This is a genomic window from Pseudomonas oryzihabitans (genome assembly GCF_007665395.1).
Taxonomy (GTDB): domain Bacteria; phylum Pseudomonadota; class Gammaproteobacteria; order Pseudomonadales; family Pseudomonadaceae; genus Chryseomonas; species Chryseomonas psychrotolerans_C.
In genome coordinates, this window is record NZ_VDND01000003.1 from 416,522 (window position 1) to 430,721 (window position 14,200).

The following is a 14,200-nucleotide window of genomic DNA, read 5'->3' on the forward strand; positions in this document are numbered from 1 at the left end:
ATGACGCCATTGTGCCTTGTTCTGTGATGGGTGAAAGTTGATACCTATCAGCTAAGGAGATGGGTGATGCAGTGGAATCTGGAGCAACTGGAGATCTTCGTCGGGGTCGCCGAAGGCGCGAGTTTTTCCGCCATGGCGCGTCGGCTGGGACGAGCCCAGTCGGCGGTCAGTTCGGCCATCGCCCTGTTGGAGACCGATCTGGGCGTCGCCTTGTTCGCGCGCAGCAATGGCCGTACGCCGGTCATCACCGCCGCCGGCCTGGCCTTGCTGGAAGAGGCGCGGGAAGTCTTGCGCCAGTGCCAGCGGCTGGATAGCCGGGCCCAAGCCCTGTGCGCCGGTCAGGAGCCGCTGCTGCGCCTGGCCCTGGACGAGGCCATGCCCTATCAACCGGTGCTCGACGCCCTGGATGCCCTGGCCACGGCCTTTCCGCACCTGGAAGTCCAGCTCACCAGCGGCGCCCAGGGCGACGTGGCGCGCAAGCTGCTGACCGACCAGGCCGACCTCGGCCTGCTGTTTCGCCACGAGCGCATGCCCCAGGCCTTGGAGCGCCAGGCGCTGGGCGACGTCGCCCAGGTCACCGCCTGCAGCGCCAGCCATCCCCTGGCCGGCCAACGCGGTGTAGGACGCCGCGAGCTGGCCCGCCATCGCCAGTTGCTCATCGCACCGCTGGAGAATTCCTACCCCGGCGGCGAACAGATCGCCCCCAAGGTCTGGCGCGCCGACAGCTTCTACCTGCTCGCCGAACTGCTGATGCGCGGACTCGGTTGGGGCTGGCTGCCGCGCCACGTGGCGCGCTATCCCTCCTACCAGGGATTGCTCGCCGAACTGGACTGCGACTGGGTCCCGCCCGCTCTCGTGGTGGAATTGGCCTGGCGCCGCAACGCCGCCCCGGGTCCGGCGGCGCGTTGGTTGGCGCTGCGGCTGGCGGAGGAATTGCGGGCGATCGGTTGAATCGCCGTGTTGGGCTTCGCTGTGCTCAGCGCCAACCCACAGGTGCTCTACGTAGGTTGGGTTGAGCGCAGCGAAGCCCAACAAAACGGACCCCGGCACTCGCCTACCGTCCCTTCCAACGAAAGCCCATTCTGGCCAGATCCGTGGGGCAGCTTGACCAGCGCCAGGCGGCGCGCGCTGCGATACTCGGGTCATTCCTTCCTGATCTGGGATGATCGCCATGACCCAAACCCCCGCTTTTGGCCAGCGCTACGTCTTCGTCGTCCTGGCGCTGATCTTTCTCGCCCTGCTGGTTTCCGCCGGGGTGAGGTCCACCCCTGGCGTGCTACTGCTGCCCTTGCAGGACACCTTCGGCTGGAGTCGTGAGACGGTCTCCTTCGCCGCCGCCGTGGGCATCTTCCTCTATGGCCTGGTGGGGCCCTTCGCTGCCGCCCTGATGCAGACCCTGGGCATCCGCCGTACCCTGCTCGGTGGCCTGACCTTGATCAGCCTGGCCACTGCCCTGAGTACCCTGATGCGCGAGCCCTGGCACCTGGTGGCCACCTGGGGCCTGCTCAGTGGCCTGGGCACCGGCTGCGTGGCCATGGTGCTGGGCGCGGCCATCGTCAATCGCTGGTTCGTCGCCCGGCGCGGCCTGATGATGGGCCTGCTGGCGGCCAGTACCGCCACCGGCAACCTGGTGTTCCTGCCACTGCTGGCCCATCTCGCCAGTCATGAAGGCTGGCAGACGGTGGTGCTGACCGTGGCTGTGGCCAGCGCCGCGCTGATTCCGCTGGTGGCCTGGCTGCTGCCGGAGCGTCCGGCGGACATCGGCCTACGGCCCTTTGGCGCCCCGGCGGATTTCCAGGCGCCGGCCGCCACCGCCCCCGGCAATCTGTTTCGCGTGACCCTCGGTACCCTGGCCATGGCCAGTCGCCGGCGCGACTTCTGGCTGCTGTTCCTGACCTTCTTCGTCTGCGGCTTCACCACCAACGGCCTGATCGGCACCCACTTCATCGCCATGGGCCACGACCACGGGCTGTCCCAGGTGCAGGCCGCCGGCATCCTCGCGCTGATGGGCGTCTTCGACCTGGTGGGCACCACCGCTTCCGGTTGGCTGACCGATAGATACGATCCGCGCCGGCTGCTGTTCGTCTACTACAGCCTGCGCGGCCTCTCGCTGATCTACCTGCCGTTCTCCGGCTTCGCCCCCGAGCAATTGCTGCTGTTCGGCATCTTCTATGGCCTGGACTGGATCGCCACCGTGCCGCCCACGGTCAAGCTGACCAACCAGACCTTCGGAGAGAAGACCGCGCCGGTGGTATTCGGCTGGGTGTTCTGCGGCCACATGCTCGGCGCCGCCTGCGCGGCCTTCCTCGCCGGTGCCCTGCGCGAGCACTTCGGCTCCTATCAGGAGGCCCTGGTGTTGGCCGGATTGACCGGCATCCTGGCGGCGCTGATGGCCCTGGGGATCGGGCGCTCGAGCGCCGCGGGTGCCGGGCGCTCGGCCGTGCCCGAGGCGGGCTAGGCGGGTTTGAGATCCAGCGGCACGGCGGTCGGCGTGCGGTGCAGCATCGAGGCCGGGATCGCCAGGATCAGCAGGCCGCTGACGAACAGGCAGGCGCCGAGCACATAGGTGCCGTTGTTGATGTCGCCGGTGAGGGTCTCCATGGTCGCGGTGATCATGGAGCCGGTGAAGCCGGAGAGGTTGCCGATGGCATTGATCATGCCGATGCCCGCCGCGGCGGCGACGCCGGAGAGCAGGGTACCGGGCAGCGACCAGAAGATCGGCATCAGCGCCAGCAGCCCCGAGGCGGCCACGGTGAGGAAGAAGATCGACAGCACGATGTTGTGGATGAACCAGGCGCTCAGCACCAGGCCCAGGGCGCCGACGAAGGCCGGTACCGCGGCGTGCAACCGTTGTTCACCGGTCCGCGCCGAGTGGCGGGCGTTGAGCAGCATGACCACCAGGGCGACGCTGTAGGGAATCGCCGTGAGCAGGCCGATCTGCAGGCTGCCGCTGACGCCGGCGTTCTTGATGATCGAGGGCATCCAGAAGGCCAGGCCATAGAAGCCGGTGTTGAAGGTCAGCAGGATGAGCACCAGCAGCCAGACCCGCGGATTGAAGAAGATCTCGCTGAGCCGTGAGGCCTTGCCGGTGTTCTGCTGCTCCAGGTTGCGCTTGAGCAGGGCCTTTTCCCGGGTGTCCAGCCAGGGCGCCTTGTCGATGTTGTCGCTCAGGCAGCAGAACACCACCACCGCCATGATGATCGAGGGTACCCCTTCCACCAGCAGCATCCACTGCCAGCCGGCCAGGCCGTGCCAGTTGTGCAGGCTGCTCATCAGCCAGCCGGAGAGCACGCCACCGAAGCTCAGGCTGAAGGGCAGGGCGATCAGGAAGCCCGACATCACCCGGCTCTGCCGCCGAGTCGGGAACCAGTAGTTGAGATAGAGGATCACCCCGGGAAAGAAGCCCGCCTCGCAGACGCCCAGCAGGAAGCGCAGCACATAGAACAGGGTGCTCGACTGCAGGCCGAAGAATTGCGCCAGCGGCTGGGTGAAGGCCACCGCCATGGAGATGATTGCCCAGCTGAGCATGATGCGGGCGATCCAGAAGCGCGCGCCGTAGCGGTGCAGCAACAGGTTGCTGGGGACCTCGAAGAGGAAGTAGCCCCAGAAGAACATGCTGGCGCCCAGGGCGTAGACGGTGTTGCTGAAGCCGAGATCGCCCAGCATGTCCAGCTTGGCGAAGCCAACGTTGACCCGGTCCAGGTAGGCGGCGATGTAGCACAGCAGCAGGATCGGCAGGATGCGCAGTACCACCTTGCGGTAGGTGCGTTCTTCGAAGGCGTCGCCAGCGGCGCCCTGGGGAGCGGTGGTCTCGAACATGGGAATGACCTTCGGGGCCTTGGGGCCCGTTGTTGTTATTGAAGAGGTCGAAGGCGGCCGGGGATGCAGGGTGGCCGTCTGAATCGCCAGGCCACTCTAGGAGGGCGAGCGATTCTTTCCCAATGGCATTTGCGGATCATTCGATAACGCGGCGTTATCGAAGCCTCTAGGCCGAGGCCTTCTCGCGGCCGGCATGGCTCAGCAGGATGGCGGCGAATTCGCGGGCGGCGTCGCCCAGGGGTTCGCCCTTGCGGGTGAGGATGCCGTAGTCCTGGGCCGGCAGGTGCAGCGGCAACTCCAGGGCGCTCAGCACCCCGCTGGCGAGATAGGGCTCGACCATGGCCTCGGGCAGCATGCCGATCATGGGCCCGGCGCGCAGCACCCGCAGGAAGGTCTGCATGGAGATGGTGTCGATGGTGTTGCTCGGCACCGGCAGGCCGGCGGCGGCGAAGGCGCGCTCCATGCGTCCGCGGATCGGCGTGCCCTTGGGATAGAGGATCCACGGCCAGGCCAGCACCTGGTCGAGGGCCACGGGACCGCTGTCCACCAGCGGATGCTGGCGGTTGACCACGAAGCGGAACGGCTCCGGCGCCAGGGGTTGGAAGGCGAAACGCTGGGCCTGGGCTTCGTCGGTGAAGCGCGCCACCGCCAGGTGCAGCAGCTTGTCGTCGAGCATCTCCATCAGGTGATCGCTGGTCTGCTCCACCACCTCGATGGCCAGCAGCGGCCAGCGCTGCTTGATCTCGACGATGGCCTCCGGCAGGGCCACCGCCGTGGCGGCGAAGATACCGCCCACCTTGAGCTGGCCATGGCCGCCGCGCCTCAGGCTGTCGATCTGCTCGGCGAAGTCACGGGCGTCGTTGAGGGCCACCCGGGCATAGCGCAGCACGTGCTCGCCCAGGGCGGTGGGCGGCATGCTGCGCGGCTGGCGCTCGAACAGCGCGAAGCCCAGCAGGTGCTCGATCTCCTTGAGCATCTTGCTGACGGCCGGCTGGCTGAGATTCATCTGCTGCGCGGCCAGGTGCATGTTGCGGGTGCGCCCGAGGGTGTCGATCAGCAGCAGGTGGCGAAACTTGAGCCAGTGGCAGATCTGGCTGAACGACGGCTCGGACATGGATCCTTCCTCCGCGATAAGCAACGGTTATCGAATGATGAGATAAGCCCATTTGAGTTTATCAGTCCAGGTGCCTAGCGTGGATCCATCCCTCCCCGGAGTCCTGCCCATGTCCCTTCGTCTTTCGCCTGCCAACACCCTTCCTGCCGATGGCCTGGCCGGCACCCTGGTGGGTCGCGCCTGGGTGCCCGACCCGCTGGCCGGTCCTTCACCCGTGGTACTGCGCGAAGACGGTGTCTTCGATGTCTCCTCGCGCTTCGCCACCCTGAGCGCCCTGTTCGAGGAAGAGGCGCCCCTGCAGGCCCTGCGCGACACCCCCGGGCGTTACCTCGGCAGCCTGGAAGAGCTGCTGGCCAACAGCGGCGAGCAGGCCGACCCGGGCCGCCTGCACCTGCTGCCGCCGGCCGACCTGCAGGTGATCAAGGCCGCCGGGGTGACCTTCGCCGCCAGCATGCTGGAGCGGGTGATCGAGGAGCAGGCCGGCGGCGATGCCGGGCGCGCGGCGGCCATCCGCGAACAGGTGCAGGCGGTGATAGGTACGGACCTCCAGGGTCTGGAGCCGGGCAGCCCGCGCGCCCAGGCGCTCAAGGCGCTGCTGATCGAGCAGGGCCTGTGGTCGCAGTACCTGGAGGTGGGCATCGGGCCGGACGCCGAGATCTTCACCAAGGCGCCGGTGCTGGCCGCCGTGGGGAGTGGCAGCGCCATCGGCCTGCATCCGGCCTCCCGGTGGAACAATCCCGAGCCCGAGGTAGTGCTGGTGGTGGACAGCCGCGGTCGCATCCAGGGCGCCACCCTGGGCAACGACGTCAACCTGCGCGACATCGAGGGCCGCAGCGCCCTGCTGCTGAGCAAGGCCAAGGACAACAACGCCTCCTGCGCCCTGGGGCCCTTCATCCGCCTGTTCGACGAGACCTTCGATCTCGACCAGGTGCGCCAGTGTGTGGTGACCCTGGAGGTGCGCGGCGAAGACGGCTTCCAGCTCAGCGGCAGCAGCTCCATGGCGCAGATCAGTCGTGATCCCACCGACCTGGCCGCCCAGACCCTCAATGCCAACCACCAGTATCCCGACGGCTTCGTGCTGTTTCTCGGCACCCTGTTCGCCCCGACCCAGGATCGCGACGCCCCGGGCGGTGGCTTCACCCACAAGGTGGGTGACCGGGTCAGCATCGCCAGCCCGCTGCTGGGTACCCTGCACAACCGGGTGACCACCAGCGACCAGGCCGCGCCCTGGCGCTTCGGCCTCGGCGCCCTGATGCACAACCTGGCCGCCCGTGGGCTGCTGGGCCGCTGATCCATTTTTCCTAATAACAACTAGAGACCACCATGACTTCCGCCAAACGCCCGCTGCGCAGCCAACTCTGGTTCGATGACCCTGCCCACGCCGACATGACCGCGCTCTATGTCGAGCGCTACATGAACTACGGCCTGACCCGCGACGAACTCCAGTCCGGCCGGCCCATCATCGGCATCGCCCAGACCGGCAGCGACCTCACCCCCTGCAATCGCCACCACCTGGAACTAGCCCAGCGGGTCAAGGCCGGCATCCGCGATGCGGGCGGCATCCCCATGGAATTCCCGGTGCACCCCATCGCCGAGCAGAGTCGCCGGCCCACCGCGGCCCTGGATCGCAACCTGGCCTACCTCGGCCTGGTGGAGATCCTCCACGGCTTCCCGCTGGATGGCGTGGTGCTTACCACTGGCTGCGACAAGACCACCCCGGCCTGCCTGATGGCCGCGGCCACCACCGACCTGCCGGCCATCGTGCTCTCCGGTGGCCCCATGCTCGACGGCCATTTCAAGGGCGAGCTGATCGGCTCCGGCACCGTGCTCTGGCACGCGCGCAACCTGCTGGCCACCGGCGAGATCGACTACGAGGGCTTCATGGCCCTGACCACCGCCGCCTCGCCCTCGGTGGGCCACTGCAACACCATGGGCACGGCCCTGTCGATGAATGCCCTGGCCGAGACCCTGGGCATGTCACTGCCCGGTTGCGCCAGCATCCCCGCGCCTTACCGTGAACGCGGCCAGATGGCCTATGCCACCGGCAAGCGCATCTGCCAACTGGTGCTGGACGATGTCCGCCCTTCGCAGATCATGACCCGCGCGGCCTTCGAGAACGCCATCGTGGTGGCCTCGGCGCTGGGCGCCTCCAGCAATTGCCCGCCGCACCTGATCGCCATCGCCCGGCACATGGGGATCGAATTGTCGCTGGACGACTGGCAGCGCCTGGGCGAGGACATCCCCCTGCTGGCCAACTGCATGCCAGCCGGCAAGTACCTCGGCGAGGGCTTCCACCGCGCCGGCGGGGTGCCGGCGGTGCTCCACGAACTGCTCAAGGCCGGGCGCCTGCACGGCGAGTGCCTGACCGTTTCCGGCAAGACCATCGGCAGCATCGCCGAAGGCGCCGCCAGCGCCGACCCGGCGGTGATCCAGCCCTATGAGGCGCCGCTCAAGCACCGCGCCGGCTTCATCGTGCTCAGCGGCAACTTCTTCGATAGCGCCATCATGAAGATGTCGGTGGTGGGCGAGGCCTTTCGTCAGACCTATCTGGCCGAGCCGGGCAAGGAAAACAGCTTCGAGGCGCGCGCCATCGTCTTCGAGGGCCCCGAGGACTACCACGCGCGCATCGAGGATCCGGCGCTGGATATCGACGAGCGCTGCATCCTGGTGATCCGCGGCGCCGGGCCGGTGGGTTATCCGGGCAGCGCCGAGGTGGTCAACATGGCGCCGCCGGCGGCCCTGATCAAGAAGGGCATCGACTCCCTGCCGTGCCTCGGCGACGGTCGCCAGAGCGGCACCTCGGCCAGCCCCTCGATCCTCAACATGTCGCCGGAAGCGGCGGTGGGCGGCGGCCTGGCGCTGCTCCAGACCAACGACCGGCTGCGCGTGGACCTCAATGCCCGCCGCGTCGATGTCCTGCTCGACGCCGCCGAACTGGAACGCCGCCGCGCCGCCTGGACCCCCAACCTACCGCCGGCCCAGACGCCCTGGCAGGAGCTCTACCGGCAACTGGTAGGCCAGCTCTCCACCGGCGGCTGCCTGGAACCGGCCACCCTGCACCTCAAGGTGATCGCCCGCGAGGGTGGAGTGCCGCGGCATTCGCATTAGCCTTCGGCGTAGAGCGTGGCAGCCTGGCGGGGCGGGGGCGCCATGCTCGCCGTCCATCATGGTCTGCCAATAAGCGGTTGGTGCTTCGTAGCGGCTAGTGCCGACCCGGTCGAGGTTCGGTGGCGTTTCGCATGGCTCCCATCGCGCACGATCAGCACGTTTCTGGCAGGCTTGGCGTACTGAAGCGGCGAAAGGAATCGGCGATCGTGATGGGAGGAAGGCTGATAGGAGCACTATTCCCGGCTCGCGGGTGTTTCGCCTTTCTGGGCGCCGTCGCGCTTACCGTCACAGGCGGTGACGCCATTATTGGCGACGATCACGAGCGTCGGGAGCTTCAAGAGCGGCGTTTGCATAGGCTGGCGGCAAATCAGACGTTAGGCGTCGAAGAGCTTTTCGGAGCTCATGCCGGGTTGGTGTGCGTCCTCTCTCCTTACGCCGTGGATGTATCTTTAGCGGGGCTAGAAGGTCAGCGCCTCAACGCCTACCTCAAAGAGCAGGACGTCGTGATCCTTGAGGATGAGTGGGGATTTGCCATTGCCGGTACGAATGAAACAAGACTCTCGAGATTCAAGCGCTCCGGGCAACTTGACCTGCTGCCGGCGCAGGTTGTCCGTTCCAGCAAGCTGCTGGATGCGCACCCGGAATTCGAGCCGCAGGATTGCGTAGCATCACGAGATGCAGTGTTGCGGAAGGTAGATTTTGGAGGTCGGGATTACCTCGTTCTAGGCCGGATGAGGCAGTAGTGGAGGTTGGGGACGGCTGCCGTGCTTGCCTTGGGGCATCGCTCACTTCTCGCCCTTGCCCTAGGTCTGCGTTTAAGCTCTGCCGCCATGAACCGTACCCTCTATAGCCTGATCTTCTCCCTGGCCTTGCCCTTCATCCTGCTGCGCCTGCTTTGGCGTGGACGCAAGGCGCCCGCTTATAAACACCGTATTGGCGAGCGCCTGGCGCTGGGCTTGCCTGAGGTGCCGCCCGGCGGCATCTGGGTGCATGCGGTGTCGGTGGGGGAGAGCATCGCCGCTGCGCCGGTGATCCGCGCCCTGCGCCAGCGCCATCCCGACCTGCCGATCACCGTGACCTGCATGACGCCCACCGGCTCGGAGCGCATTCGTGCGCTGTTCGGTGACGATGTCCACCACTGCTATCTACCCTATGACCTGCCCTGGCTGGCCGGGCGCTTTCTCGACCGGCTCAGGCCCAGCCTGGGGGTGGTGATGGAGACCGAGCTCTGGCCCAACCTCATCCACCAGGCGGCGCGCCGTGACCTTCCCATCGCCCTGGCCAATGGCCGGCTGTCCGAGCGTTCCGCCCGGGGCTATGGAAAGCTGGGCGGGGTGACCGGGCCGATGCTCGCGGAACTGGCCTGGCTAGCGGTGCAGACCCCGGTGGAAGCCGAGCGCTTTCGTGCCCTCGGCGCCCGCGCTGAGCGGGTCACGGTGACCGGCTCCATCAAGTTCGACCTGCGCATCGATCCCGCGCTGCCGGCCCGCGCCGCCGCGCTGCGCCAGGGCTGGGGCCAGCGTCCGGTGTGGATCGCCGCCAGCACCCATGCCGGCGAAGACGGCATCCTGCTCCAGGCCCATCGCCAGCTGCTGGCCGCACACCCCGATGCCCTGCTGATCCTGGTCCCGCGCCATCCCGAGCGTTTTCCCGAGGTGCTGGCCGAGGTGCGTCGCAAAGGTTTCAGCGTGGTACGGCGCTCGACGGGCGAGACAGTGGCGGCCGATACCCAGGTGCTGCTGGGCGACACCATGGGCGAATTACTGTTTCTCTACGCCCTCGCCGACGTGGCCTTCGTCGGCGGCAGCCTGATCGAGCGCGGCGGCCACAATCCGCTGGAGCCGGCCGCCCTCGGCCTGCCGGTACTCAGCGGCCCGCACGTGTTCAACTTCCTCGACATCGTTGCCCAGCTGCGCGACGCCGGCGCCCTGGAAACCGTGGCAGAGACCTCGGCCATCGCCACCGCCGTGGCCCGGCTCTGGGCCGAGCCGGCGGAAGCCGAGCGACGCCGTCAGGCGGGTCTGGCGGTATTGGCCGCCAATCAGGGCGCGCTGGAGCGGTTGCTCGCGGGGCTCGACGGGCTGCTCACGCCCTGAAGCGACCGTGCCGGCAGGACGTCGGCGCGGGTCTTGGCCAGGTCCGGCGGCAGGAAGTCGCGATCCGGGTCGTAGTGGGAATCGAGATAGCCGGACAGCGCCAGCAGGTCGTTGGGCGCCAGGGTGCCGGCCGCCTGCTTGAGTCTCAGGTTGTCCAGAATGTAGTTGTAGCGGGCGTCGTTGTACTGGCGCACGGCGTTGTACAGCAGCCGCTGGGCGTCGAGCACGTCGACGATGGTGCGGCTGCCCACCTGGTAGGCGATCTCGGTGGCACGCAGGGCGCGCTGGCTGGAGGCGATGGACAGCCGGCGGGCGCGCACCTGCTCGATGTCGGTGTTGATCGCGCGATGGGCGTTGCGGGTGTTCTGCACCACCTGGCGGCGCAGACTCTCCTGGCGCTGCTCGCTCTGGTCCAGCTGCTGGTAGGCCTGGCGCGCCTGGGAGCTGGTGGCGCCGCCGCTGTACAGCGGCACCTCGACCTGGATACCGATGCTGCGGCTGTTGACCGGGCTACCGAACAGGGACAGCTGCTCGGCGTTGGGCAGGTTCACCGCGTCGTTGTCGCTGTGGCTGTAGCGCGCCACTGCATCCACCGTCGGCAGGTGCCCGGCGCGGCGCTGGCGCAGGGTCTCCTGGGCGGCGTTGACGCCCTGGCCCGCCGCCAGCAGCTGCAGATTCTGGCGCATGGCGGTGTCCACCCACAGCCGCGCATCGTTGGGCTGCGGCGGCAGGATCGGCAGGTCGTGGCGGATGCCGGCGATGCTGCCATAGTCGCGGTCGGTCAACCGGGTCAGGGCCTGGAAGGCGTCGGCCACCTGCTGCTCGCTCTGGGAGCGGTTGGCCTGGGCGTTGTCGAAGCTGGCCTGGGCCTGGAGCACGTCGGTGTCGTCGGTCAGGCCGACCTTGTAGCGCTCGCGGGACTGGTCCAGCTGGCGATACAGCGCCTTTTCCTCGGCACGCGCGGTGGCCAGGGCGTCCTGGGCACGCAGGGCGCTGAAATAGCCCTCGGCGGTCTGCAGGATGAGTTGCTGCTGGGCAGCGGAGAACTGCAGCTCGGCCTGCTCGGTGGCAGCCTGGGCGGCCTTGAGCCGGAACCAGCGATCGGCGCGGAACAGCGGCTGGCTGAGGGTGGCCTGGATCAGCTGGCTGCTGCGGTCGCTGTCGTAGCGGCCACCCTGGACGCCCAGCGCGGGATTGTCCTTGAGTTCGAGACTGGTATGGGTGTCGTTGAACTGGGCGCCGAGGCCCAGTTGCGGCAGCAGGCCGGCGCGGGCCTGGGGCACCGCCTCGCGCTGGGCACCGAGGCCGGCGCGCTCGGCGGCGAGGTCGGCGTTGTTGTCCAGCGCCTCGCGGTAGACGTCGAGCAGGCCGCTTCCGGCTACCTGGGCCTGGACCAGGCCGGTGGCGGAGCAGAGCGCAGCGAGCAGCAGGAGTCTTCGCATTCTTGAGCCTTCCTTGAGGGACCGCGCCAGTGTAGTGGCTTCGTCCGAATCCGCCATAGGAGAGGAAATAGCGGTCGAAGTTTCTGCCGCTCTGGGTTTACACTGGCCGCGTTCTTGTCGGGGTGCGCTACGAGGCGCTGAGATCGGGTAGTCCCGGATCCCGTTGAACCTGATCAGGCTAGGCGCGCCGCATGGCGGTGCGTCAACCTGCGTAGGGAACAAGAGGGCGTCCGCAGTCTCGATCCGTGGTCGCCATCCGTCCGGGCTTGCCTCTTCTTGCGTGCCCACCCTTCGTCCAGGTTCTTCCCTCGGCAACGTGCCCACCAGGAGAGCCTCGATGAACAAGCAGAATAACGTCACCGATTTCACCCGCGTCGACCGCCAGTCCACCCAGCCGTTGCCCAATTCGCGCAAGGTCTACCTTACCGGCTCGCGTCCCGACATCCGCGTGCCGGTACGGGAAATCTCCCTGGCCGATACGCCCACCGCCTTCGGCGGTGAACAGAACGCCCCGGTGTTCGTCTATGACACCTCCGGTCCCTACACCGACCCGGCGGCGCGCATCGACCTGCGCAAGGGCCTGCCGGACGTGCGTTCGCGCTGGATCGACGAACGCGGCGACACCGAGCTGCTGGCGGGGCTGTCTTCCGACTTCGGCCAGGCGCGCCTGGCCGATCCGAGTCTCGCCGCCCTGAGATTCGACCTGGCGCGCCAGCCGCGCCGGGCCAAGGCCGGGCGCAACGTCTCCCAGATGCACTATGCCCGCCAGGGCATAGTGACCCCGGAGATGGAATACATCGCCATCCGCGAGAACATGAAGCTGCAGGAAGCCCGCGCCGCCGGCCTGCTCGGCAACCAGCACCGTGGCCAGAGCTTCGGCGCCAGCATTCCCCAGGAGATCACCCCCGAGTTCGTCCGCGACGAGGTCGCTCGCGGTCGCGCCATCATCCCCGCCAACATCAACCACCTGGAACTGGAGCCGATGATCATCGGCCGCAACTTCCTGGTGAAGATCAACGGCAACATCGGCAACAGCGCCCTGGGCTCCTCCATCGAGGAAGAGGTGGAGAAGCTGACCTGGGGCATCCGCTGGGGCGCCGACACCGTGATGGACCTGTCCACCGGCAAGCACATCCACGAGACCCGCGAGTGGATCATCCGCAACTCGCCGGTCCCCATCGGCACCGTGCCCATCTACCAGGCCCTGGAAAAGGTCGGCGGCGTCGCCGAGGAGCTGACCTGGGAGCTGTTCCGCGACACCCTCATCGAGCAGGCGGAGCAGGGCGTGGACTACTTCACCATCCACGCCGGAGTGCGCCTGCACTACGTGCCCCTGACCGCCAAGCGCGTCACCGGCATCGTTTCCCGCGGCGGCTCCATAATGGCCAAGTGGTGCCTGGCGCATCACCAGGAGAACTTCCTCTACACCCACTTCGAAGACATCTGCGAGATCATGCAGGCCTACGACGTGAGCTTCTCCCTGGGTGACGGCCTGCGCCCCGGCTCCATCGCCGATGCCAACGACGCCGCCCAGTTCGGCGAGCTGGAAACCCTCGGCGAGCTGACCAAGATCGCCTGGAAGCACGACGTCCAGACCATGATCGAGGGCCCGGGCCACGTGCCCATGCAACTGATCAAGGAGAACATGGACAAGCAGCTCGAATGCTGCGACGAGGCGCCGTTCTACACCCTCGGCCCGCTGACCACCGACATCGCCCCCGGCTACGACCACATCACCAGCGGCATCGGCGCCGCCATGATCGGCTGGTTCGGTTGCGCCATGCTCTGCTACGTGACGCCTAAGGAGCACCTGGGCCTGCCCAACAAGGACGACGTCAAGACCGGCATCATCACCTACAAGATCGCCGCCCATGCCGCCGACCTGGCCAAGGGGCATCCCGGCGCCCAGATCCGCGACAACGCCCTGTCCAAGGCGCGTTTCGAATTCCGCTGGGAAGACCAGTTCAACCTGGGCCTGGACCCGGACACGGCGCGCGCCTTCCACGACGAGACCCTGCCCAAGGACTCGGCCAAGGTGGCGCACTTCTGCTCCATGTGCGGCCCCAAGTTCTGCTCCATGAAGATCACCCAGGAAGTCCGCGACTACGCCAAGGAAAACGGCCTGACCGACGAGCAGAAGGCCATCGAGGCCGGCTTCCAGGAACAGGCCGCGCGCTTCAAGGACGAAGGTGGAGTGATCTACAAGCAGGTCTGACAATCGTAGGTTGGCGCTGAGCGCAGCGAAGCCCAACGTTGTCCAGGTCGACCTCGCAACGTTGGGCTTCGACGATAAAGCTGTCTCAGCCCAACCTACGGCTGTCTGGGCCCGCACGCTGTTTCCGTAGGTTGGCGCCGAGCGCAGCGAAGCCCAACGTTGTCCAGGTCGACCTCGCAATGTTGGGCTTCGACGGTAGAGCTGTCTCAGCCCAACCTACGTTTGTCAGGCCCGCACGCTGTTTCCGTAGGTTGGCGCTGAGCGCAGCGAAGCCCAACGAGGCCCAGGTCGATCCCGCACTGTTGGGCTTCGACGATGAAGCTGTATCAACCCAACCTACGGCTGTCAGGCCCGCACGCTGTTTCCGTAGGTTGGCGCTGAGCGCAGCGAAGCCCAACGAGGCCCA

At 67.3% G+C, this 14,200-nt stretch carries 10 protein-coding genes and 1 riboswitch; of the genes, 7 read left to right on the forward strand and 3 right to left on the reverse strand.

Features of this window, described 5'->3' with window-relative positions; genetic code table 11:
* Positions 1–66: 66 nt before the first annotated feature.
* Positions 67–951 (forward strand): LysR family transcriptional regulator, encoded by an 885-nt coding sequence (locus FSV73_RS09470; protein WP_145007095.1) that lies wholly within the window; start codon positions 67–69, stop codon positions 949–951.
* Between the two features lie 220 nt (positions 952–1,171).
* A complete protein-coding gene (locus FSV73_RS09475; protein WP_260856052.1) occupies positions 1,172–2,458 on the forward strand; it encodes an MFS transporter in 1,287 nt (428 codons plus the stop codon).
* On the opposite strand, the gene FSV73_RS09480 is transcribed toward FSV73_RS09475, so the two are convergent.
* Entirely contained in the window at positions 2,455–3,819 is a 1,365-nt protein-coding gene (locus FSV73_RS09480) for an MFS transporter (protein WP_145007099.1), read from the reverse strand. The two genes, FSV73_RS09475 and FSV73_RS09480, sit on opposite strands and share 4 nt — an antisense overlap.
* 166 nt (positions 3,820–3,985) lie before the next feature.
* Positions 3,986–4,933 carry a LysR family transcriptional regulator gene (locus tag FSV73_RS09485; RefSeq protein WP_145007101.1) on the reverse strand — a complete coding sequence of 316 codons (948 nt, stop codon included), beginning with the start codon at positions 4,931–4,933 and terminating at the stop codon, positions 3,986–3,988.
* 109 nt (positions 4,934–5,042) lie between these two features.
* Between FSV73_RS09485 and FSV73_RS09490 the strand changes: the two genes are divergently transcribed.
* From FSV73_RS09490 to waaA, 4 genes are all read left to right on the forward strand, one after another.
* The gene (locus tag FSV73_RS09490) at positions 5,043–6,224 is read left to right on the forward strand and encodes a fumarylacetoacetate hydrolase family protein (RefSeq protein WP_145007103.1); all 1,182 of its coding nucleotides are present in this window, start codon (positions 5,043–5,045) and stop codon (positions 6,222–6,224) included.
* A 32-nt stretch (positions 6,225–6,256) separates the two neighbouring features.
* The gene (locus tag FSV73_RS09495) at positions 6,257–8,041 is read left to right on the forward strand and encodes an IlvD/Edd family dehydratase (protein ID WP_145007105.1); all 1,785 of its coding nucleotides are present in this window, start codon (positions 6,257–6,259) and stop codon (positions 8,039–8,041) included.
* A 131-nt stretch (positions 8,042–8,172) separates the two neighbouring features.
* Positions 8,173–8,784 carry a hypothetical protein gene (locus FSV73_RS09500; RefSeq protein WP_145007107.1) on the forward strand — a complete coding sequence of 204 codons (612 nt, stop codon included), beginning with the start codon at positions 8,173–8,175 and terminating at the stop codon, positions 8,782–8,784.
* 87 nt (positions 8,785–8,871) lie between these two features.
* Positions 8,872–10,137, forward strand: coding sequence for a lipid IV(A) 3-deoxy-D-manno-octulosonic acid transferase (waaA, locus tag FSV73_RS09505; RefSeq protein ID WP_145007109.1), 1,266 nt, complete (start codon positions 8,872–8,874; stop codon positions 10,135–10,137).
* Here the strand turns inward: waaA and FSV73_RS09510 are convergent.
* Complete coding sequence (locus tag FSV73_RS09510; protein ID WP_145007111.1) at positions 10,083–11,579, reverse strand: TolC family outer membrane protein; 1,497 nt, start codon at positions 11,577–11,579, stop codon at positions 10,083–10,085. The genes waaA and FSV73_RS09510 overlap by 55 nt on opposite strands.
* Positions 11,580–11,687: 108 nt before the next feature.
* Positions 11,688–11,814, forward strand: a riboswitch (TPP riboswitch).
* A 102-nt stretch (positions 11,815–11,916) separates the two neighbouring features.
* Here FSV73_RS09510 and thiC point away from each other — a divergent pair.
* Positions 11,917–13,794, forward strand: coding sequence for a phosphomethylpyrimidine synthase ThiC (gene thiC, locus FSV73_RS09515; protein WP_145007113.1), 1,878 nt, complete (start codon positions 11,917–11,919; stop codon positions 13,792–13,794).
* Positions 13,795–14,200: the final 406 nt, after the last annotated feature.

What these genes read in the sequence shown, in the direction of transcription:
- FSV73_RS09500 (WP_145007107.1), top strand. Translation starts at nt 8,173, where the DNA reads ATGGCTCCCATCGCGCACGATCAGCACGTTTCTGGCAGGCTTGGCGTA.
- thiC (WP_145007113.1), top strand. Translation starts at nt 11,917, where the DNA reads ATGAACAAGCAGAATAACGTCACCGATTTCACCCGCGTCGACCGCCAG.
- FSV73_RS09490 (WP_145007103.1), top strand. Translation starts at nt 5,043, where the DNA reads ATGTCCCTTCGTCTTTCGCCTGCCAACACCCTTCCTGCCGATGGCCTG.
- FSV73_RS09480 (WP_145007099.1), bottom strand. Translation starts at nt 3,819, where the DNA reads ATGTTCGAGACCACCGCTCCCCAGGGCGCCGCTGGCGACGCCTTCGAA.
- FSV73_RS09495 (WP_145007105.1), top strand. Translation starts at nt 6,257, where the DNA reads ATGACTTCCGCCAAACGCCCGCTGCGCAGCCAACTCTGGTTCGATGAC.
- FSV73_RS09510 (WP_145007111.1), bottom strand. Translation starts at nt 11,579, where the DNA reads ATGCGAAGACTCCTGCTGCTCGCTGCGCTCTGCTCCGCCACCGGCCTG.
- waaA (WP_145007109.1), top strand. Translation starts at nt 8,872, where the DNA reads ATGAACCGTACCCTCTATAGCCTGATCTTCTCCCTGGCCTTGCCCTTC.
- FSV73_RS09475 (WP_260856052.1), top strand. Translation starts at nt 1,172, where the DNA reads ATGACCCAAACCCCCGCTTTTGGCCAGCGCTACGTCTTCGTCGTCCTG.
- FSV73_RS09485 (WP_145007101.1), bottom strand. Translation starts at nt 4,933, where the DNA reads ATGTCCGAGCCGTCGTTCAGCCAGATCTGCCACTGGCTCAAGTTTCGC.
- FSV73_RS09470 (WP_145007095.1), top strand. Translation starts at nt 67, where the DNA reads ATGCAGTGGAATCTGGAGCAACTGGAGATCTTCGTCGGGGTCGCCGAA.